17 protein-coding genes are annotated in these 20,185 nt (G+C 67.6%); 9 read left to right on the forward strand and 8 right to left on the reverse strand.

Annotation, left to right across the window (positions count from 1 at the left end; translation table 11 throughout):
* Positions 1-181 precede the first annotated feature (181 nt).
* From G5A07_RS01475 to G5A07_RS01505, 7 genes are all read left to right on the forward strand, one after another.
* Positions 182-613, forward strand: a complete 432-nt coding sequence (locus G5A07_RS01475; RefSeq protein WP_019338729.1) for a DUF2946 family protein — start codon at positions 182-184, stop codon at positions 611-613.
* Positions 614-685: 72 nt separating this feature from the next.
* The gene (locus G5A07_RS01480; protein WP_191862444.1) at positions 686-2,749 is read left to right on the forward strand and encodes a TonB-dependent copper receptor; all 2,064 of its coding nucleotides are present in this window, start codon (positions 686-688) and stop codon (positions 2,747-2,749) included.
* Positions 2,750-3,022: 273 nt separating this feature from the next.
* Positions 3,023-4,129: an efflux RND transporter periplasmic adaptor subunit gene (locus tag G5A07_RS01485; RefSeq protein ID WP_010481451.1), complete on the forward strand. Its 1,107-nt coding sequence runs from the start codon at positions 3,023-3,025 to the stop codon at positions 4,127-4,129.
* Entirely contained in the window at positions 4,126-7,251 is a 3,126-nt protein-coding gene (locus G5A07_RS01490; RefSeq protein ID WP_010481452.1) for an efflux RND transporter permease subunit, read from the forward strand. The genes G5A07_RS01485 and G5A07_RS01490 overlap by 4 nt, the downstream gene beginning before the upstream one ends.
* Positions 7,244-7,783, forward strand: coding sequence for a GNAT family protein (locus G5A07_RS01495; protein WP_029379754.1), 540 nt, complete (start codon positions 7,244-7,246; stop codon positions 7,781-7,783). The genes G5A07_RS01490 and G5A07_RS01495 overlap by 8 nt, the downstream gene beginning before the upstream one ends.
* 180 nt (positions 7,784-7,963) lie before the next feature.
* Positions 7,964-9,481, forward strand: coding sequence for an alanine/glycine:cation symporter family protein (locus G5A07_RS01500; protein ID WP_100446602.1), 1,518 nt, complete (start codon positions 7,964-7,966; stop codon positions 9,479-9,481).
* The gene (locus G5A07_RS01505) at positions 9,474-10,307 is read left to right on the forward strand and encodes a TrmH family RNA methyltransferase (protein ID WP_191862445.1); all 834 of its coding nucleotides are present in this window, start codon (positions 9,474-9,476) and stop codon (positions 10,305-10,307) included. The genes G5A07_RS01500 and G5A07_RS01505 overlap by 8 nt, the downstream gene beginning before the upstream one ends.
* Before the next feature lie 184 nt (positions 10,308-10,491).
* Here the strand turns inward: G5A07_RS01505 and G5A07_RS01510 are convergent, their stop codons facing one another.
* The 4 genes from G5A07_RS01510 to G5A07_RS01525 all read right to left on the reverse strand — a co-directional run bounded on the left by G5A07_RS01510 (position 10,492) and on the right by G5A07_RS01525 (position 13,510).
* Positions 10,492-11,913 (reverse strand): M28 family peptidase, encoded by a 1,422-nt coding sequence (locus tag G5A07_RS01510; RefSeq protein ID WP_049481710.1) that lies wholly within the window; start codon positions 11,911-11,913, stop codon positions 10,492-10,494.
* A gap of 63 nt (positions 11,914-11,976) precedes the next feature.
* The gene (gene mscL / locus G5A07_RS01515) at positions 11,977-12,381 is read right to left on the reverse strand and encodes a large-conductance mechanosensitive channel protein MscL (protein WP_010481458.1); all 405 of its coding nucleotides are present in this window, start codon (positions 12,379-12,381) and stop codon (positions 11,977-11,979) included.
* A 55-nt stretch (positions 12,382-12,436) separates the two neighbouring features.
* Positions 12,437-13,153: a fumarylacetoacetate hydrolase family protein gene (locus G5A07_RS01520; protein WP_019660190.1), complete on the reverse strand. Its 717-nt coding sequence runs from the start codon at positions 13,151-13,153 to the stop codon at positions 12,437-12,439.
* A gap of 75 nt (positions 13,154-13,228) precedes the next feature.
* Positions 13,229-13,510, reverse strand: a complete 282-nt coding sequence (locus tag G5A07_RS01525; protein WP_010481462.1) for a hypothetical protein — start codon at positions 13,508-13,510, stop codon at positions 13,229-13,231.
* Between the two features lie 178 nt (positions 13,511-13,688).
* Here G5A07_RS01525 and G5A07_RS01530 point away from each other — a divergent pair, with 178 nt between their 5' ends.
* Complete coding sequence (locus G5A07_RS01530) at positions 13,689-14,024, forward strand: Rieske (2Fe-2S) protein (protein WP_071306355.1); 336 nt, start codon at positions 13,689-13,691, stop codon at positions 14,022-14,024.
* A 312-nt stretch (positions 14,025-14,336) separates the two neighbouring features.
* Here G5A07_RS01530 and G5A07_RS01535 read toward each other — a convergent pair whose 3' ends face one another.
* The 4 genes from G5A07_RS01535 to thiS all read right to left on the reverse strand — a co-directional run bounded on the left by G5A07_RS01535 (position 14,337) and on the right by thiS (position 18,021).
* The gene (locus tag G5A07_RS01535) at positions 14,337-16,184 is read right to left on the reverse strand and encodes an SLC13 family permease (protein WP_049413367.1); all 1,848 of its coding nucleotides are present in this window, start codon (positions 16,182-16,184) and stop codon (positions 14,337-14,339) included.
* A gap of 27 nt (positions 16,185-16,211) precedes the next feature.
* A complete protein-coding gene (trmB, locus tag G5A07_RS01540; RefSeq protein WP_053501092.1) occupies positions 16,212-16,946 on the reverse strand; it encodes a tRNA (guanosine(46)-N7)-methyltransferase TrmB in 735 nt (244 codons plus the stop codon).
* Positions 16,946-17,740, reverse strand: a complete 795-nt coding sequence (locus tag G5A07_RS01545) for a thiazole synthase (protein WP_010481470.1) — start codon at positions 17,738-17,740, stop codon at positions 16,946-16,948. The genes trmB and G5A07_RS01545 overlap by 1 nt, the downstream gene beginning before the upstream one ends.
* Before the next feature lie 80 nt (positions 17,741-17,820).
* Positions 17,821-18,021 carry a sulfur carrier protein ThiS gene (gene thiS, locus G5A07_RS01550; protein WP_171955083.1) on the reverse strand — a complete coding sequence of 67 codons (201 nt, stop codon included), beginning with the start codon at positions 18,019-18,021 and terminating at the stop codon, positions 17,821-17,823.
* A 207-nt stretch (positions 18,022-18,228) separates the two neighbouring features.
* Here thiS and G5A07_RS01555 point away from each other — a divergent pair, with 207 nt between their 5' ends.
* Complete coding sequence (locus tag G5A07_RS01555; RefSeq protein WP_100446596.1) at positions 18,229-20,082, forward strand: autotransporter domain-containing protein; 1,854 nt, start codon at positions 18,229-18,231, stop codon at positions 20,080-20,082.
* Positions 20,083-20,185: the final 103 nt, after the last annotated feature.

A 20,185-nucleotide genomic window follows, 5' to 3' on the forward strand; every position in this document is an offset into this window, starting at 1 on the left:
CCCATGGATGGGTTTACGGCGTCTCCCGCAACCGGACCCGCCCCGCCATCCCACGGATTGCCCGCTTTTGACGTTGACGTTGACGTTGATTCGGCGGGTGCAGGGCGCAGCCCTGCCGATAAACCCCTCCTGCGACGGTTCGTCGCACGGGCAACCCTGGACCCGGCTCTACACTAGCGGGGTGACCCGCCTGTCCCGCCCGCAGCGCCTTCTGCTCCAGCTCGCCGTCCTGGCGACGCTGCTGATGGTGCTTGCGCCACTGGTCAGCCGCGCGCTGCAGGCGCCGCCGATGGAGTACGCCGCGATGGCAGGCATGGACCACGCCGCCATGGGCCATGGCATGCACGGCATGACCATGGCCGGGCACGATCGGCACGGTGCTGCGCCGGCAGCGCCCAACCGCCCCGCCGACCCCCACGCCATGCACGGCGAAGCCTGCGAATACTGCGTGCTGGCCATGCGCCTGCTGCCGTGGCTGGCGGTGCTGATGCTGCTGTTGCCGCTGCTGTGGCGGCCGCGCCTGGTGTTCCCGTGGTCGCAACAGGTGCTGCCGGCACTGCGTTGGCCGGCGCACGCCGCACGTGGGCCACCGCGCCCCGCCATCGTCCGCTGATGTCCCTGTCGAATCTGCCGCACGACGCCTGACCGGGCACCGTGCGCGCGTGCGTACTTTGGAGCTGTTCCGATGAAAATGACTTCCCGCCCCGCGGGCGCCTGCGCGCGCCTGCCGGTTGCCCTTGGCCTGGCCGTGGCTGCGTCACTGGCCCATGCTGCGCCTGCCGAGCAGGCGCGCACCCTCGACACGATGGTGGTCACCGCCGCCGCACCGTCCTCGCCCCTGCACTGGGTGACCGATCCGCGCCTGCCGCGGCAGCCTGTGCCGGCCAGCGACGGTGCCGATTACCTGAAGACTGTCCCCGGCTTCTCCGCCATCCGCAATGGCGGCACCAACGGCGACCCGGTGCTGCGCGGCATGTTCGGTTCGCGGCTGAACATCCTCAGCAACGATGGCAACCTGATCGGTGCCTGCCCGTCGCGCATGGACAATCCGCTGTCCTACATTGCGCCGGAGAGCTTCGACCGGCTGACCATCATCAAGGGGCCGCAGAGCGTGCGCTGGGGCGCAGGAGCCTCGGCCGGCACCGTCCGTTTCGAGCGCGATACGCCGCGCTTCGACGAACCGGGGCTGCGTGCCGATGCCAGTGCGCTGGTTGGTTCGCGCCACCGCAATGACCAGGTGCTGGACCTGACCCTGGGTAACCCGACCGGCTACGTGCGCGCCAGCGGCAACCGTTCCGAGGCCGATGACTACAAGGACGGCCACGGTGATGTGGTGCCGTCGAAGTGGCGCAAGTGGAACGGTGACGTGGCCATCGGCTGGACGCTGGATGCCGACACGCTGCTGGAAATCTCCGCCGGTGCCGGCGATGCCATCGCGCGCTACGCCGGGCGCGGCATGGACGGTGCCGCGTTCGAACGCACCAGCTATGCAGCACGCTTCGAGAAGCGCAACCTGCCCGGTGCGTGGGATACGTTGCAGGCCAACGTGTACTACAACGAAGCCGACCACGTGATGGACAACTACACGCTGCGCACGCCGAACCCGCACAGCATGATGCCGATGCCGATGGCCTCGAACGTGGACCGCCGTACCCAGGGCGGCCGGGTCAGTTCCGAGTGGCGCTGGCAGGACGTGCAGCTGGTGGCCGGTGTGGATGGCGAAGACAGCCGCCATCGTGGCCGCATGGGCATGGGCCGCGACACCTACCGCCAGGCCGCCTGGGAGACCGATGCCAACTTCCGCCGCTATGGCGTGTTCACCGAGTTGACCCTGGGCGCCGGCACCGACCAGCGCTGGATCAGTGGCCTGCGCATCGACCGTGCCAGCGCCCGCGATGAGCGGCAATCGATCCGCGGCATGATGGGCAACCGGCCCAATCCAAGCGCAGGGCAGACGCGCAAGGAATGGCTCGGCAGCGGTTTTCTGCGTTACGAGCAGGACCTGGCCGATGGCCTGACCTGGTACGCCGGCCTCGGTCACAGTGAGCGCATGCCCGACTACTGGGAGCTGTTCTCGCCCAACCATGGCCCGGCCGGTGCAGTGAACGCGTTCACCGGCGTGCAGCCCGAGCGCACCACCCAGCTCGACGTCGGCCTGCAGTACAAGGGGCCGCGCGTGCAGGCGTGGGTTTCGGCGTACGCCGGGCAGATCCAGGACTACATCCTGTTCACCTACCACGGCAGCGGCATGATGGGCATGAGCCAGGCCCGCAACGTCGATGCGCGCATTGCCGGTGCCGAAGCCGGGCTGGAAGTGAGCCTGGCCGAGCAGTGGAAGCTGGGTGGCACGCTGGCCTATGCCTGGGGCGAGAACCGCGACCAGCAGCGTCCGTTGCCGCAGATGCCACCGCTGGAAGCACGCCTGAGCGCGAACTGGGAAGGCGAGCGCTGGAGTGCCGGTGCGCTGCTGCGCGCGGTGACCCACCAGCATCGCGTCGCCGATGGCCAGGGCAATGTGGTCGCGCAGGACCTGGGGCCGAGTGCCGGCTTCGCCACCTTCGGGCTCAACGCAGCCTACCGCTTCAGTTCGCAGCTGCAGCTCAGTGCGGGCGTCGACAACCTGTTCGACCGCGCCTACAGCGAGCACCTGAACCTGGCCGGCAGCGCCGACTTCGGTTTCCCGGCCGATCCGGTGCGCATCAACGAGCCGGGCCGCAGCCTGTGGATGAAGGTGAACTACCGGTACTGATCCGCCGGGTGAAAAAAACCGGGGCCGGATCCCCGCCAGGATCCGTCCCCGCCCGACGCCCTCTGTCGGGCAGCTTCGACTCTACGATGGCAACGCCCGCGGTGCACGGCTGGATACACCTCGACACATGCCGACACCGCTGCTGCCAGCCTTGCACGGAACGGGTTCAGGGCGCTATCGCGACGCCGGTTCCACGCTGGTAAACGCTTGGCACATATCGCTTCTGTGGGCGCTTGCCTACACTCGGCGGCCGTGGATCACTCAGGACCGTTCATGTTGGCTCGCATCGCTTCGACCCTGGCCCTTGGCCTCTGCCTGGCCGTGCTGGCCGGGTGCGCGGGCAAACAGGAGGCCGCCGCCCGTCGGCAGGGAGAAGCGGTGCCGGTCACCGCGCAGGTCGTGCAGTCCACGCAGTGGAACGACACCCTGCAGGCACTGGGTACGGCCAAGGCGCGCGAATCCATCAGCGTCACCGCCAAGGTCAGCGAGATTGTCGAGAAGGTGCACTTCGAAAGCGGCCAGCATGTTGCTGCCGGTGCGCCGATCGTAACCCTGCGCGGGCAGGCCCAGGAGGCCGCGCTGGTGCAGGCGCAGGCCACCTTCCATGAGGCCGACCAGCTGTACAAGCGCCAGCGCGAGCTGGCCGCGCAGCGGCTGGTGTCCAGCGCCACGCTGGATACGCAGAAGTCGATCCGCGATGCTGCCGAGGCGCGTGTGGCGCAGATGCAGTCGGACATCGGTGACCGTCGCGTGCGTGCGCCGTTCGCCGGTGTGCTCGGCATCCGCCAGGTCAGCCCGGGCACGCTGCTGACGCCGACCACGGTGATCGCCACGCTCGATGACATCGAGCACATGCATATCGATTTCCAGGTGCCGGAAGTGGAGCTGGCCGCGCTGGGCGTCGGTGACAAGGTCAGTGCCACCAGCGTGGCGTGGCCGGGCCGTACTTTCGAGGGCGTGGTCAGCACCATCGACGCACGCATCGATCCGGCCACCCGCGCGGTGACCGTGCGCGCCGACTTCGCCAACGGTGACCATGCCCTGCGCCCGGGCATGCTGCTGGATGTGCGCCTGTTCCACCCCGAGCGCCCGGCGCTGGTGATTCCGGAAATCGCCGTGGTGCAGGTCGGTCGCGATACCTTCGTGTACCGCATCACCGCCGACGACAGCGTCGAGCGCGTGGACGTGATCACCGGCGCACGCCGTGCCGGCGTGGTCGAGATCAAGCAGGGCCTGGAAGCGGGCCAGCGCATCGTGGTCGATGGCACCGGCAAGCTGCGCCCGGGCCTGAAGGTCGCGGCCAAGGATGCGGCACCGGCCAGCGGTGCGAAGCCGGCTGACGCGCCGGCGCCGGTCGCGGCCGAGGGCCACGGCGGATGAAGCTGTCCGACATCTCCATCCAGCGGCCGGTGTTCGCCGTGGTGATGAGCCTGCTGTTGCTGGTGCTGGGCGTGATGTCCTTCACCCGCCTGACCCTGCGCGAACTGCCCGCCATCGATCCGCCGATCGTGTCGGTGTCGGTGGACTACACCGGCGCCTCGGCGGCGGTCATCGAAAGCCGCATCACCCAGGTTCTGGAAGATGCACTGGCTGGCATCGAAGGCATCGATACGATCAATGCGCGCAGCACCAACGGCCGCTCGCAGGTCAGCATCGAGTTCACTTCCAACCGCGATATCGAAGCGGCGGCCAATGACGTGCGCGATGCGGTCAGCCGTGTCGCCGACCGCATGCCGGAAGAAGCGCGGCCGCCGGAAATCGCCAAGGTCGAAAGCGATGCCGACCCGATCATCTGGTTCAACATGGTCTCCTCGACCATGGACACGCTGGAACTGAGCGACTACGCCGACCGCTACGTGGTCGACCGCTTCTCCAGCCTCGATGGCGTGGCCCAGGTCCGCATCGGTGGCCGCCAGCGCTATGCAATGCGCATCTGGCTGGACCGTGACCAGCTGGCCGCGCGCGGGCTGACCACCGGCGATGTGGAAACCGCACTACGCAACGAGAACGTGGAACTGCCGGCCGGCCGCATCGAGTCGACCGACCGCGATTTCACCCTGCGCGTGGAGCGCAACTACATCAAGCCGGAAGACTTCGCGACCATCCCGCTGGGCAAGGGCCGCGACGGCTATGTGGTGCGCATGGGCGACGTGGCGAAGATCGAACTGGCCTCGGCCGAGCGCCGCGCCTACTACCGCAGTAACGGCGAGCCGGGCATCGGCCTGGGTATCGTCAAGACCTCCACCGCCAACTCGCTGGACGTGGCGCGCACCGCGCGCGCTGAAGCCGAGCGGGTGGCGCTGTCGCTGCCCAAGGGCACGCAGATCTTTGTTGCGTTCGACAACACCACCTTCATCGAAGCCGCCGTGGACCGCGTCTACGCCACGCTGGTGGAGGCGATGATCCTGGTGCTGGCGGTGATCTGGCTGTTCCTCGGCAGCTTCCGTGCCGCACTGATTCCGGCGGTGACCGTGCCGGTCTGCCTGGTGGCCGCGTTCATCGCACTGTATGCGTTCGACTTCTCGATCAACCTGCTGACCCTGTTGGCACTGGTGCTGTGCATCGGCCTGGTGGTGGACGATGCGATCGTGGTGGTGGAGAACGTGCAGCGCCGCATCGACCTGGGCGAGCCCCCACTGGTGGCCTCCAAACGCGGTACCACGCAGGTTGCCTTCGCGGTGATCGCCACCACCGCCGTGCTGGTGGCGGTGTTCCTGCCGGTCGGTTTCCTGGAAGGCAATACCGGGCGCCTGTTCCGCGAACTGGCGGTGGCGCTGGCGGCGGCGGTGGCGCTGTCCGCATTCGTAGCGCTGACGCTGACGCCGATGATGGCGTCCAAGCTGCTCAAGCCGCACACCGGGCAGGCACCACGTGGCCTGCATGGCTTCATCAACCGCAATCTGGAGCGCCTGGCCTCGGGCTATGGCCGCGTGCTCGACCACCATGTCGACCGCACCTGGATCTACCTGCTGGTGATGGTGGCCGCACTGGCTGCCAGCTGGGGCCTGCTCAAGCTGCTGCCGTCGGAGCTGGCGCCAGCCGAAGACCGCGGTTCGTTCCAGATCATGATCGACGGCCCGGAGGGCGCCGGCTACGACTACACCGTGCAGCAGGTGCAGCAGGTGGAAGCGATGCTGGCACCGCATGTCGGCCCGGACAAACCCATCGTGCGTGCCAACCCGCGCGTGCCGGGCGGCTGGGGCGCCAGCGAGGAAATGCACACCGGCCGCGTCAGCATCTTCCTGCAGCCGTGGCGCCAGCGTAGCGAGGGCACGCCGGATGTGGCCAATGAGCTGCAGAAGGAACTGGACACCATCCGCGGCGTGCGCGTGCGTACCCAGGTCGGTGGTGGCCTGGTGCGCAGCGGCGGGCAGCCGTTCCAGATCGTGCTGGGCGGGCCGGAGTACGCCGAGATCGCGCAGTGGCGCGACCGCATCCTGCTGCGCATGGCCGACAATCCGGGCCTGGTCGGCCCGGACTCGGACTACAAGGAAACGCGGCCGCAGATGCGGGTCAACATCGACCGCCAGCGCGCGGCCGACCTCGGCGTGCCGGTCACCGCGATCGGATCGGCGCTGGAAACCATGATGGGTTCGCGCCGCGTCACCACCTTCGTCGACAACGGCGAGGAGTACGACGTGCTCGTGCAGGCCGGTCGCGACGGCCGCGCCAGCCCGGCCGACCTGGCTGCGATCCGCGTGCGCGCGACTTCCGGCGAACTGGTGCCGCTGTCCAACCTGGTCACGCTGAGCGAAGTGGCCGAGGCCGGCACCTTGAACCGCTTCAACCGCCTGCGCTCGATCACCATCAACGCTGGCCTGGCGCCGGGGTATCCGCTGGGTGAGGCCATCGCCTGGGCGCAGCAGGTCACGCGTGAAGAGCTGCCGCAGTATGCGCAGGTGAACTGGAAGGGTGAATCGCGCGAGTACCAGAGTGCCGGTGGCGCAGTGCTGCTGACCTTCGCGATGGCCCTGCTGGTGGTCTACCTGGTGCTGGCCGCGCAGTTCGAAAGCTTCATCCACCCGCTCACCATCATGCTGACCGTGCCGCTGGGTGTGCTCGGTGCGCTGGTCGGCCTGTGGGTGAGTGGCGGCACGGTGAACCTGTTCAGCCAGATCGGCATCGTCATGCTGGTCGGCCTGGCCGCGAAGAACGGCATCCTCATCGTCGAATTCGCCAACCAGCTGCGCGACGACGGAAGAACCGTGCGCGAGGCGATCATCGAATCGGCGATGGTGCGCCTGCGCCCGATCCTGATGACCTCGATCGCCACCGTGGTCGGCGCGATCCCGCTGGTGGTGGCCGGTGGCCCCGGTTCGGCCAGCCGTGGCACGATCGGCATCGTGATCATCTTCGGCGTGACCCTTTCGACCTTCCTGTCGCTGTTCGTGGTGCCGGCGTTCTACGCGCGGCTGGCCCCGTACACCCGTTCGCCGGAAGCGGTGAAACGCGAGCTGGAGAAGCAGGAAGCGGAATCGCCCTCGGTGGGTGGCCATGCCTGATCCGACCACGTTGCTGCGGGGCGATGGCTTCCAGCTGCGCCCCTGGCGCGCGGATGATCTGGAATCGCTGCTGCGCCATGCCAACGACGCCGAGGTGTCGCGGGGCCTGCGTGATCGCTTCCCGTACCCGTACACGCGCGAGGATGGCGAGGCCTTCCTCGCCGGTCGCGTGCTGGCCCCTGGCACCCTGAACCTGGCCATCGAGATCGACGGCCAGGCCTGCGGCAGTGTCGGCGCCCAGCAGGGCGTGGCCGAGCGGGGTCATATGGCTGAACTTGGCTACTGGCTGGGCCAGGCCTACTGGGGCCAGGGCCTGATGACCCGCGTGGTCGGCCTGTTCGCGCCGTGGGTGATGGACGAACTGCGCCTGTTCAGGCTGCAGGCCGGGGTGGTCGACTTCAACCTCGGCTCGGCACGGGTGCTGGAAAAGAACGGCTTCCAGGAAGAGGGCGTGGATCGCTGCGCGATCTACAAGCGGGGTGAGCTGCACGACCTGCGCCGCTTCGCCCGGGTGCGCACGCAGCTGCCCTGAACACGCGGGCTGGCCGCTGTAGAGCCGATCCCATGCTCGGCTGCCCTCGGGGGCCCAAGCCGAGCATGGGCTCGGCCCTGCAAAACAGCGCTACCGCAGCGGCCTTCGATCAGGGAGAATCGACCGGTCCCCTCCAGCCGACGGGACGTCCTTACAACCCGCCGACTGGAGAGAGCGCGCGTGGAAGCTACCGTACATTTCATCAACAGCATCATCTGGAGCAAGGCGCTGATCTTCATGTGCCTGGCCGCCGGCCTGTTCTTCAGCCTGCGCACGCGCTTCATGCAGATCCGTGGTTTCGTCGAGATGTGCCGCCTCACCGTCAAGGGTGAGAAATCCGACGCCGGCGTGTCCTCGTTCCAGGCCCTGGCCATGTCGATGGCCGGCCGCATGGGCATCGGCAACATCGCCGGCGTGGCCACCGCCATCGCCTTCGGCGGCCCCGGTGCCATCTTCTGGATGTGGGTGATGGGCTTCCTCGGCGCGTCCACGTCGTATGTGGAATGCACCCTGGCGCAGATCTACAAGACCAAGGACGCCGAAGGCCGCTACCGCGGTGGCCCGGCGTATTACATCGAAAAGGCCATGGGCCTGAAGTGGTACGCGCTGGCCTTCGCCATCGCCACGATCATCGCTGCCGGCTTCCTGATGCCGGGCGTGCAGGCCAATGCCATCGCCGACAGCATCATCAACGCCTGCCGTGGCACCGCGCTGTGCGGCCCGCTCGATGGCCAGGCCTTCGGCATGGAGTCGGTGCAGGCGCTGAAGCTGGGCATCGGCATCGTGGTCGCGCTGCTGCTGGGCGTGGTGATCTTCGGTGGCGTCAAGCGCATCGCCAACTTCGCCGAAGTGGTGGTGCCGTTCATGGCCGCCGGCTTCATCCTGATGGCCATCGTCATCATGATCATCAACTACGACCGCGTGCCGGAAATGTTCGGCATCATCTTCAAGAGCGCCTTCGGCACCCACGCCGCGTTTGGCGCGATGATGGGCCTGGCGGTGGAGTGGGGCATCAAGCGCGGCATCTACGCCAACGAAGCCGGCCAGGGCTCGGGCCCGCACGCTGCAGCCGCCTCGGAAGTCTCGCACCCGGCCAAGCAGGGCTACGTGCAGGCCTTCGCCATCTACTTCGACACCATGATGGTGTGCACCGCCACCGCGTTCCTGATCCTGGCCAGCGGTACCTACAACGTGTACTCGCCCGTGGCCGGCGCCGAGCCGATCTTCCAGGGCCTGGCTGGCATTCCAGAAGGCGCGGGCTACGCGCAGGCCGGCGTGGAAGCGGTGCTGCCGGGCTGGGGTTCGGCGTTCGTATCGATCGCCATCTTCTTCTTCGCCTTCACCACCATCATGGCGTACTACTACATGGCCGAGACCAACCTCAGCTATGTGAACCACAACAAGAAACGCCCGCTGACCGTGCTGCTGCTGCGCCTGGGCATCATCGGCATGGTGGTGTTCGGCGCGTTCCATAACGCCACCCTGGCCTGGGCGCTGGGTGACATCGGCGTGGGCCTGATGGCCTGGCTGAACATCATTGCCATCCTCATCATCCAGAAGCCGGCCATGCTGGCCCTGCGTGATTACGAACGACAGAAGAAGCTCGGCCTCGATCCGATCTTCGACCCCGATGCCCTGGGCATCAAGAACGCCGATTTCTGGCGTCAACGCAAGCTGGAGTTGTCCCGTAGTGAATGATCCCTGGAAGAACGCCCGCCGCCCGTCGTCGCGACCGCCGCGGGCGACCCCGCTGCCGCCGCGTGAGGGCGGCACCCCGCCGCCGCCGGGGCGCGGCAATGACGAGCTGCGCCTGTATGGCTGGAACGCCGTGCAGGCGCTGTTCGCCAAGCGCCCGCAGACGTTGCGCAAGCTGTACCTGGTGGACGCGCTGATTCCGCGCATGCAGCCGGTGCTGAAGTGGTGCGTGGCCAACCGCGTGGGCTATCGCGTGGTGGAGGAGGGCGATCTCAACAAGCTGGCCGCCACCACGCACCACGAAGGCCTGGTGGCTGACGTGCTGCGCGCGCCGGTCGTGCCGCTGGCACAGTGGCTGGCCGATCTGGGCGAAGGCCCGGCGCTGGCGTTGTGGCTGGATGGCGTCGGCAACCCGCACAACTTCGGCGCGATCCTGCGCTCGGCCGCACACTTCGGGGTCAAGGCGCTGCTGCTGCCGGCCGGCAGCACGCTGGCGCTGTCCGGTGCCGCCGCACGCGTGGCCGAGGGCGGTGCCGAGTCGGTGCCGCTGGTGCAGCTGCCTGAAGATGCAGAAGCGATGGCGCAGCTGCGCGCCGCTGGCTTCGGCCTGGCTGCGACGCTGGTTGAGGGCGGCGATGACGTGTTTCGCGCGTCCCTGCCGGACAGGCTGGTGTATGTGATGGGCGCCGAAGGCGAAGGCATGGACCGCAACCTGGCAGGGCAGTGCGATCTGCAGGTCTCCATTCCCGGCAGCGGTGCAGTCGAGAGCCTCAACGTGGCCTCGGCTACGGCGGTATTGCTGGCGCAGTGGGCAAACCGCCGCAGCTGAGTGGCGCCCGGTGGGTGCGAAATCTGCCTTGGTGGGTGCGAACCTTGGTTCGCACCGCTCCTGCCGCTTCACTCGCCGGGCATGGCCCGGCGTTACCGATGCGGGATCTGCCGTGGTGGGTGCGAACCTTGGTTCGCACCGCTCCCGCCGCTTCGCTCGCCGGGCATGGCCCGGCGCTACCGCATCATTCGTTCGGCGGCGTGGTCGCCTTGGCTTCGCTGCCGAAGTTGCCATCAGCCTCCGCCGCCAGGTATGCGAACACGGTATACGCAGCCACGTTCTGTGCCAGCGCCTTCGGGTCGATCTTGTCGAGGGTGTCGTCGGCGGTGTGGTGCAGGTGGAAGTAGTCCGAGCCATCCTGCGCCAGCCACGCCCACGCACCGCCCTTGGCGGCCAGCGGGCCGACGTCCGGGCCCGGGCCACCCTTGTCGGCCTGGTACTCGATGCCCAGCGGCTTCATCACTTCGGCAATCTGCTTCGTCGCTTCGCGCGAGCCTTCCGGGTTCGGCGAACCGGTATTGAAGGCGTAGATGCGGCCGGCGCCAAAGTCACTCTCGGCAGCCAGCTGGTGCAGGGCCACGTCCTTGGCATGCGCCTCGGCGTAGGCCTTGCCGCCGTACAGGCCCTGTTCTTCGTTGGCGAAGGCGACCACACGGATGGTGCGCTTCGGCGCCTGCTTGAGCAGGCCGATCAGGTGGCCTGCGGCCATGGTGATGCCCACGCCCGCGCCGTCATCCACCGCGCCGGTGCCCAGGTCCCATGAATCCAGGTGACCACCAATCACCACCACTTCCTTCGGCAGGCTGCGGCCGGTGATCTCGCCGATCACGTTGTACGAGGTGGCGGTGCCATCCCAACCGCAATCCAGCGCGACCTTCACCGTGGTGCTGCCACGGGCCAGCAGGCGGGCCAGCTGGTCGGCATCGGGCACCGACAGCGCGGCCGACGGCACCGGGGTCAGGCCATCGTCAAAACGGGTGATGCCGGTGTGTGGCACGCGGTGCGAGTCGGTACCGGCCGAGCGCATCAGGAAACCCACCGCGCCCTTGCGGATCGCTTCGGACGGGCCCTTGCTGCGGATCGCGCCGCCGCGGCCGTAGTCGCGGCCATCGCGGAACGGCAGCATCTGGTAATCGACGAAGGCAATCTTGCCCTTCAGCGAACCGGCCGGTGCGGCCTGCAGTGCGGCCAGATCGGCGAAGCGCACCACTTCCGCTTCCACCGTGCCGCCCGGGCTGCCGCCCAGTGCGGTGATCTGCAGCGGCTGCGGGTTTTTGCCGGTCACGGCGGCGTGCTCACTGCGGCGTTCCCACTTCGGGAAGGTCACCGGCTCCTTCCAGACTTTGTCGAAACCGAGTGCCTTGAACTTGGCCTCGGCCCAGGCCACGGCACGGGCGTCAGCCTCGCTGCCGGCAATGCGCGGGCCGATTTCGGTGGTGAGCGATTCGACCACCTTCCAGCCTGTGTCATCGGCCAGCGCCTGGTCGCGCAGCTGTGCGGCGGTGGCCAGCGACGCCGGGGGCAGGGTGGTGGTGTGCGGCGCCGCGAAGGCCGGGGCGGCCAGCAGGGCGAGGGAGGATGCGATGGCAAGGACGCGGCGACGCATGGACAGCTCCGGGAAGGGACCAAGCCTTGGAGCTTAACAGTCGTTCAGCCCGGCGCTACTACCTTATTTCTTCAGGCTGTCGCGGATCTCGCGCAGCAGCACCACTTCCTCGGCCGGCGCTGCCGGTGCCGCTTCCTTCTTGCGCGACAGGCGGTTGATCACCTTGATCACCAGGAAGATGGCGAAGGCCACGATCACGAACTGGATCAGCGTATTGATGAAGTCGCCGTAGCCGATCACCACCGCCGGAATCTCCTTGCCGTCCGGCCCGATGCGGGCCGGTGACAACGTCCACGCCAGCTGCGAGAAATCCACCTTGCCGATCAGCATGCCCAGCGGCGGCATGATGATCTTCTCGACCAGCGCCGTCACGATCTTGCCGAAGGCCGCGCCGATCACCACGCCGACGGCGAGGTCGATGACGTTGCCGCGCATCGCGAATTCCTTGAACTCGGTGAGCATTCCCATTGTTGTTTTTCTCCGGTGGGGGAAGAGGACAGCGCGCAGGGTAGCGCAGGTGATGTCAGCCGGCGATCACACCGTGGCGCTCGGCCACGTTTTCCAGGCGGGCACTGAAGCGGTCGCCGGGCTTCAGTGCGGCCACACCGGACGGGGTGCCCATGAACACCAGGTCGCCGGCACGCAGCTGCCACAGCTTGGACAGCTCGTGCAGGATCTCCGGCACGTTCCAGATCATCTGGTCCAGCAGCGCCTGCTGGCGCACCTCGCCGTTGACCTCCAGCGACAGGTTCAGCGCGGCCAGGTCGCCCACTTCCTCGGCGTGGACGATTTCGCTGATCGGCGCGGAGGCATCGAAGCCCTTGGCCGCGTCCCACGGGTGGCCCTTGTCCTTGGCGGCGGCCTGCAGGTCGCGGCGGGTCAGGTCCAGGCCCACGGCGTAGCCGTAGACCAGTGCATCGGCATCGGCCACGGCCAGCTCACCGGCAGGCGCATCGCGGCCGATCGCCACCACCAGTTCAACTTCGTGGTGCAGGTTGGCAGTCGCCGGCGGGTAGGGGATGGCATCGTCGTGGCCGACCACGATCGCATCGGCCGGCTTGCTGAAGAACATCGGGCGGCCGCGGTCATCGGCCGCCGGCACCGCTGCGCCCATTTCGCGGGCGTGGTCGGCGAAGTTGCGGCCGACGCAGTAGATGCGGTGCACGGGGAAACTGCCGCCACCGGCTACCGGCACACGCGGCAGGGCTACGGCAGGGATCACATCGGAGACATCGGACATGCGGGCATCCAGGAAGGGCGTGCCCGCAGTCTAGAACGCATGGCGCCCGCCGTCAGCGGGCGCGGATGGCGTAAGTCAGCGCGAGACCGGCAACACCGGCTTGCGCACCACGCGGTACTCGCCCTCGACCACGGTCGGGTCGACCGGACGCGCGGCACCCGGCTTGCGCGAGGCCAGCAGCTTCCACGCTAGGCCGACCATGATCATCGCCGCACCAACAAACACGCCGATGAACACCATCGCGGCCAGGATCGCCAGGCCAAGCAGGCCCACGGCAACGCGCACCAGCGGGTGACGCGGCTTGCGCGGCGCGAACAGGGTGCGGAACTGGTTGAAGGCGGATGCGCGATTGAACATGGCGGCTCGATAGGCTGGGATCAGCGAAAACAGAGTATCGGGACGCGCCACTGTCATTGAGTGAAAAACTCGTTAAATATAGCCTGTGCTTATTACGGATCAATGACTTGTGTTCATGTCGCAGCCAGTCACCTGAGTGGGCATGCGACAATGCGGGTTTACTGTCCGAGCCTTCGCCATGACTGCCGCTGCTTCCCTGATCGCCCTTGATGCCATTGCCGATGGCGCGTTTGCCGAGGTCGAAGCGGTGGTCGATGGCGATGCCGAGTCGCTGGTGCTGTACCGCGACGGCGCGCAGGTGCGTGCGTTCCTGAACATCTGCCCGCACGCCGGCCGACGCCTGGACTGGGCCCCGGGCCAGTTCCTGAAGAGCCGCGAAGGCCACCTGGTCTGCGCCGCCCACGGTGCCTCGTTCGCGCTGGACAGCGGCGACTGCATTGCCGGTCCCTGCAAGGGCGACCGCCTGCGCGCAGTGCCGGTGGACGTGCGCGACGGGCAGGTTTACCTGGTTTGATGTATCGGTGTGCGGACCAACGGTCCGCACCCACCAAGCCAACAGTCCGCACCCAACAGATCAACAGGTATCCAGATCCATCCACGCATGGCGTGGATCTACTGCAGATTGCAGCGATCTGTCGAAGGCGGGGTGGGGCCGGTTGCGGGGGCGTGAGCCGCATGGATGCGGCGACCGAGCTTACAGGGACGTACTTGCAGCGTCCCCCGCAACCGGCCCCACCCCGCCATCCCACGGAATGCAGGCTGTTGCTGTTGCTGTTGCTTTGGCTTCTGCGGGTGCAGGGCGCAGCCCTGCCAACAAACCCAACCCTCAGAACATCAGGTTGATCATCAACACCACCACGCAGGTGTAGATCAGCGACAACGGTCCGCCGACCCGCCACATCTCGCGCGGGGTGTAATTAGCCGGACCGGTGATCATCGAGATCACCGGGTTGGAGGCCGTCATCAGGTTGTTGGACGCCGACAGCGCCACGATCAGCGCGAACGCCGTCGGGTTGCCACCCGCCGCCAGTGCCAGGTTCACCGCAATGGGCACCATCACGATGGTCGCGCCCACATGGCTGATCACCAGCGAGAACGCCGTGGTCAGCAGCGCCAGCGCCACCTCCAGCACCCACACCGGGATGCCGGTCGGCAGCTTGTCGATGGTATGGCCGGCCACCCATGCCGCCGCACCACTGGAATCCATCGCCCAGCCGAGCGGAATCAGCCCCGCCATCATGAACACCGTCTTCCAGTTGATCGAGGCATAGGCCTCGTCCATGCGCAGCACGCCGGTCAGCAGCATGCCGGCCACGCCGGTCATCAGCGTCAGCGCCACCGGCAGCTTGCTGGTCAGCGCGATCAGGATGGTCAGCGCGAAGATCGCCATCGCGATCTTGAACTTGTGCGGGCGCTGCTCGCCGGTCGGGTAGTCGGTCACCACCACGAAGTCACGGCTGCGCGCGGCCTGCGCCAGGTCGGTCCAGATGCTGTGGAAGACCAGCATGTCGCCGGCGCGCAGCTGCACGTCGCGCACGTCCTCGCGGATCACCTGCTTGTCGCGGTTGATCGCCAGCAGGCTGATGCCGCGCTCCTTGCGCAGGCGCAGGTCGGCCGCGCTCTTGCCGATCACGTTCGAGGTGGGGGGCACCACCGCTTCGGAAATGCCGGCACGGCTGGGATTGAACAGGTCGCCCAGGTGCTTCAGGCGCGAAGACATGCGCAGGAACTGGTTCTGCGCGAAATCGTGGATCTGCTCGCGCGGGCCCATCGCACCGAGCACGCTGCCGACCCAGATGCGCATTTCCGCCGGCGGCGCCAGGCGGGTGTCGTTGCCGGTTTTCAGGGCCAGCAGCAGCGGGGCATCGTGCAGGTTCTCGGCCTCGCCCAGGGTCATGCCCACCAGCGGGCTTTCCGCGCTGACCACCAGCTCGAACACATCGCCTTCGATGCCGTAGGTCTTGGCGAAGTAGCTCTCGGTGCGTGCGGGCGTGACCCCGTCGTTGACCAGGTTCTCTTCCTCGATCAGCTTGCGGTCGCCGTAGTAGCGGAAATACAGCAGCGAGGCGATCAGCAGGGCCACGCCGATCGGCAGCGGTGCGAACATGCGCAGCGGCTCGATGGTGGCCAGGCCGGAGGGCAGGTTGTTGTTGGCCGAGGCCAGCAGATCGTTCAGCAGGATCAGCGGCGAGTTGCCGACCATGGTCAGCGCGCCGCCCATCACGATCGCCGCCGAGATCGGCAGCAGCAGGCGCTGCAGGGTCAGGCCGGTGCGCGCTGCCAGTCGCGAGGCGACCGGCAGGTACAGCGCCATCACCGACGGGTTCTGCATGAAGGACGAGTTCAGGCCGGCGATGGCCGTGGTCATCATCAGCAAGCGCTGCTCGACGCCATGGCCGCGCCGCAGCAGCCAGGCCGCCAGCCGGTTCAGCGCCCCGGTGCGGTCCAGGCCGGCACCGAGGATGGTGGTGGCGATGATGCTCATCACCGCGTTACCGGAGAAACCGCCGAAGATTTCCTCCGGCGCGATCAGGCCGGTGACACCCAGCACCACCAGCACCACCAGCGCGACCACGTCGGCGCGGATGCGCTCGAACAGGAACATCGCCATCGTGAAGCCGACCAGCCCGAGCACGAGCTTCATGTCGTTGGTCAGCGTCAGCGCGGTATCCATGTGGGGCGCGGCGTCCTCAGGCGATCGTCAGGTGCGGTCGTACAGCAGGTCCCAGACGCCGTGGCCGAGCTTCTGGCCGCGGGTCTCGAAGTGGGTCTGCGGGCGCCAGTCCGGGCGCGGCACGCTGCCACGCGGGCCGGCGCGGTTGACCAGGCCGGCGGTGGCATCGAGCACGTCCCACATCTGCTCGGCGTAGTCTTCCCAGTCGGTGGCGCAGTGCAGGCGGCCACCCGGGCGCAGCTTGCGCACCAGCAGCTCGGCGAACGCCGGCTGCAGCAGGCGGCGCTTGTTGTGGCGCTTCTTGTGCCACGGGTCCGGGAAGTAGATGCGCACTTCATCGAGCGCGCCATCGGCGATCTCGTTCTGCAGCACTTCCACCGCATCGTGGTGGTACAGGCGCACGTGGTCGGCGTTGTCCTCCGCCAGCGCGTTCAGCAGCCGGCCCACGCCGGGCGCGTGCACTTCGATGCCGATGTAGTCGCGCGACGGGTCGTGCTGGGCGGCGAAGCGCAGCGCGGCACCGTTGCCGAAGCCGATTTCCAGCACCTTGTGCGCCGGGCGCCCGAAGGTGGCGTCCAGGTCACGCGGCTGGCCGTTGTAATCGATGCCGAAGCGCGGCCAGCGTTCGTCGAACGCGCGCTGCTGGGCGGGGGTGAAGCGGCCCTGGCGCAACACGAAGCTGCGCACCTCGCGGCGGCCTTCGCTGACGGTGAAGGGCTTGGGCGGAGCCTTGGAACCGGCGCTGTCGAAAGGATTGGTCATCAGCCGATCAGCCCATCCACCGGGGAGGAGGCGCTGGCGTAGCGCTTGCGCGGGATGCGCCCGGCCAGGAACGCCTCGCGGCCGGCCTCGACGGCCTTGCGCATGGCACTGGCCATCAGCACCGGGCTGCGTGCACCGGCAATGGCGGTGTTCATCAGCACGCCGTCGCAGCCCAGCTCCATCGCGATTGCCGCGTCCGACGCGGTGCCCACGCCGGCGTCGACGATGATCGGCACCTTGGCGTCTTCGATGATCTGCAGCAGGTTGTACTTGTTCTGGATGCCCAGGCCCGAACCGATCGGTGCGGCCAGCGGCATCACCGCAGCGCAGCCGATCTCTTCCAGGCGCTTGGCCAGGATCGGATCGTCGGAGGTATAGACCATCACCTCGAAGCCGTCCTTGACCAGCTGTTCGGCGGCCTTGAGGGTCTGCACCACGTCCGGGTACAGCGACTTCTGGTCGCCCAGCACTTCCAGCTTGGTCAGGTTGTGGCCGTCCAGCAGCTCACGTGCCAGCCGGCAGGTACGCACCGCGTCTTCGGCGGTGTAGCAGCCGGCGGTGTTGGGCAGGATGGTGTAGCGCTCCGGCGGCAGCACGTCGAGCAGGTTGGGCTCGCCCGGGTTCTGCCCGATGTTGGTGCGGCGGATGGCCACGGTGACGATCTGGGCGCCTGCAGCCTCGGTGGCCAGGCGCGTTTCTTCCAGATCCTTGAACTTGCCGGTGCCGGTGAGCAGCCGCGAGCCATAGGTCTTGCCGGCGATCACCAGCGAATCGGGGGAGACATGAACGTTCATGGCGCGATTATCGCCTATCCGCCTGAAGATGGGATCACGCAATGGCGTGCCGGCCGCTGGCCGGCAAACCCGCGCAGGTCTCAGCCCCCGCCCAGCGCGTGCACGATCTCCACGATGTCGCCTTCGGCCAGGACGTGCTCGCCATGGCGGCTGCGGCTGACGATCTCGCCGTTGACCTCCACCGCCACCCGGCGCTGCAGCAGCTGCTCGGCCTCGAGCAGGTCGTGGAGGGTCGCCGGGGCGGGCAGGGTGCGGGGTTCGCCGTTGAGCTGGATGTTCATCCCTGCATTGTCGCTGATAGCCCGTCGAGATCGGAACGTTTGCAATTTGAACCGGGCGCCAGCTCCAGCACAGCGGGTTCCGGCGTGATCAGGCGACAATCCATGCGGCGGCGCAGCGTGAGCAAACGGCGGCGCGGTGAAACCATTGACCGTGCGCCGGCGTACGTGCGCCGGATTCCAACCTATTTACCCCACAGGAGTTCCTAGATGCAGCTCAGCAAACACCCGATCCGCTCCCTGATGGCGGCTGCGATCGCACTCGCCGCGCTGCCGGCCATGGCAGGCGAAAGTCCGTATTCCAAGGCGGTGTTCTTCGGCGACAGCCTCACCGACGCCGGCTATTTCCGCCCGCTGCTGCCTGAGGCCACCCAGGGGCTCTCCGGCCAGTTCACCACCAACCCGGGCTGGGTGTGGTCGCAGCAGGTCGCCAACTACTACGGCCTCAACAAGGACCCCAACGGCAACGGCCAGAACGGCGACAACTACGCTGTCGGCGGTGCCCGCGTGTCGGTCGAAGGCGGTGGTGCCCTTGGCGCGATCCCGTCGTTGAAGTCGCAGGCGGCCCGTTACCTGGCCGCAAACGGCGGCAAGGCTGATCGTAATGCCCTGTATACCGTCTGGGGCGGCGCCAACGACCTGTTCGCCGCGGCCGGTGCTGCCGGCGCGGGTGCGTCGCCGGCCCAGGTGCAGGGCATCATCGGCGCGGCGGTCACCGACCAGATCGCGCTGGTCGGCGCCCTGAAGCAGGCCGGTGCCCAGTACGTGCTGGTGCCGAACCTGCCGGACGTGGGCATCACCCCGCAGTTCCGCGGCCCCAACGCGGCAGCCGCCACCGCCATGTCGGTGGGCTACAACAAGGCACTGTACGGCGGCCTGAAGCAGGCGGGCATCGAGTTCATTCCGCTCGATACCTTCAGCATCCTGCGTGAAGTGACCGCCAACCCGGGCATGTACGGCTTCACCAACGTCACCGGCACCGCCTGCAAGATCAACCCGGCCAACACCACGGGCAGCATCATCGGCTGCAACCCGACGACCTACGTCAGCCCCGATGCGTACCAGACCTATCTGTTCGCCGATGGCGTGCATCCCACCGTGACCGGTCACCAGCTGCTGGGCCAGTACGCCGTCTCGGTGCTGGAGGCTCCGCGCCTGCAGCAGGTGCTGAGCCACTCGGCACAGACGGTCGGCCGTTCGCGTGCCGACCAGGTCAGCAACCACCTGGGCGCCCGTCCGGCCGATGGCCTGTCGTGGTGGGGTGGCGTGCGCGGTGACATGCAGCGCTATGACCACGCCGACCTGTACGACGGCGTGGCGCCGGCCGGCCTGTTCGGTGTCGACTGGTCACGTGACGGCGTGGTGGTCGGCGGCTTCGCCGGCTTCGGCCGCATGAGTGCCGACTTCGGCAACAGCCGTGGCGACTTCACCCAGAAGGACACCACCGCCGGCCTGTTCGCTGCCTGGTATGGCGACCGCGTCTGGGTCAACGGCCAGGTCAGCTACACCTGGTTGTCGTATGACGTGAACCGCAAGGTCCAGCTGGGCCCGGCCACCCGTGAGCATGGTGGCTCGCCGGATGGCAGCAACCTGACTGCTGCACTGAATGCCGGTTACGAGTTCGGCACCGAAGGTGGCTTCCGCCACGGCCCGATCGCTTCGGTGATCTGGCAGAAGGTGAAGATCGACGGCTACACCGAAAGCGCCACCGCCGGCACCATGGCCACTGCGCTGGGTTACGACCGCCAGAACGTCGACTCGACCGTCGGCCGCGTCGGCTGGCAGGCCCGCTTCGATGGCGGCACCGTCAAGCCCTACGTGCAGGTGACCTACGACCACGAGTTCGAGGACACCAAGCAGGCCAGCGCGTGGCTGCAGACCCTGCCGGAACTGGGCAGCTACCGCGTGCCGGGCCTGGACTTCGACAAGAACTACGCCACCGCCGTACTGGGTGCGCGCATGGACCTGTTTGGCCTGCAGGGCAACGTTGGCCTGAGCACCACGGCTGCGCAGAAGCGCGCCCGTGACGCGACGATCTTCGCCACTGTGGGTGGCAGCTTCTGATGAAGGCAACATCCCGGGCACCGCAAGGTGCCTGGGATGCCTGCACGGCAGCGCCGGGCGATGCCTGGCGGGTGCGGCGGCCACCATTGCGCAACACCGGCCG

The sequence above is a fragment of the Stenotrophomonas sp. AS012628 genome, assembly GCF_010608305.1.
Taxonomy (GTDB): Bacteria; Pseudomonadota; Gammaproteobacteria; order Xanthomonadales; family Xanthomonadaceae; genus Stenotrophomonas; species Stenotrophomonas geniculata.

Excerpts from the sequence above, each read along its gene's own strand:
- G5A07_RS01480 (WP_191862444.1), top strand. The coding sequence starts at position 686 with ATGAAAATGACTTCCCGCCCCGCGGGCGCCTGCGCGCGCCTGCCGGTT.
- G5A07_RS01525 (WP_010481462.1), bottom strand. The coding sequence starts at position 13,510 with ATGTTCAATCGCGCATCCGCCTTCAACCAGTTCCGCACCCTGTTCGCG.
- mscL (WP_010481458.1), bottom strand. The coding sequence starts at position 12,381 with ATGGGAATGCTCACCGAGTTCAAGGAATTCGCGATGCGCGGCAACGTC.
- G5A07_RS01490 (WP_010481452.1), top strand. The coding sequence starts at position 4,126 with ATGAAGCTGTCCGACATCTCCATCCAGCGGCCGGTGTTCGCCGTGGTG.
- G5A07_RS01535 (WP_049413367.1), bottom strand. The coding sequence starts at position 16,184 with ATGGATACCGCGCTGACGCTGACCAACGACATGAAGCTCGTGCTCGGG.
- G5A07_RS01520 (WP_019660190.1), bottom strand. The coding sequence starts at position 13,153 with ATGTCCGATGTCTCCGATGTGATCCCTGCCGTAGCCCTGCCGCGTGTG.
- trmB (WP_053501092.1), bottom strand. The coding sequence starts at position 16,946 with ATGACCAATCCTTTCGACAGCGCCGGTTCCAAGGCTCCGCCCAAGCCC.
- G5A07_RS01510 (WP_049481710.1), bottom strand. The coding sequence starts at position 11,913 with ATGCGTCGCCGCGTCCTTGCCATCGCATCCTCCCTCGCCCTGCTGGCC.
- G5A07_RS01545 (WP_010481470.1), bottom strand. The coding sequence starts at position 17,740 with ATGAACGTTCATGTCTCCCCCGATTCGCTGGTGATCGCCGGCAAGACC.
- G5A07_RS01485 (WP_010481451.1), top strand. The coding sequence starts at position 3,023 with ATGTTGGCTCGCATCGCTTCGACCCTGGCCCTTGGCCTCTGCCTGGCC.
- G5A07_RS01495 (WP_029379754.1), top strand. The coding sequence starts at position 7,244 with ATGCCTGATCCGACCACGTTGCTGCGGGGCGATGGCTTCCAGCTGCGC.
- thiS (WP_171955083.1), bottom strand. The coding sequence starts at position 18,021 with ATGAACATCCAGCTCAACGGCGAACCCCGCACCCTGCCCGCCCCGGCG.
- G5A07_RS01555 (WP_100446596.1), top strand. The coding sequence starts at position 18,229 with ATGCAGCTCAGCAAACACCCGATCCGCTCCCTGATGGCGGCTGCGATC.
- G5A07_RS01530 (WP_071306355.1), top strand. The coding sequence starts at position 13,689 with ATGACTGCCGCTGCTTCCCTGATCGCCCTTGATGCCATTGCCGATGGC.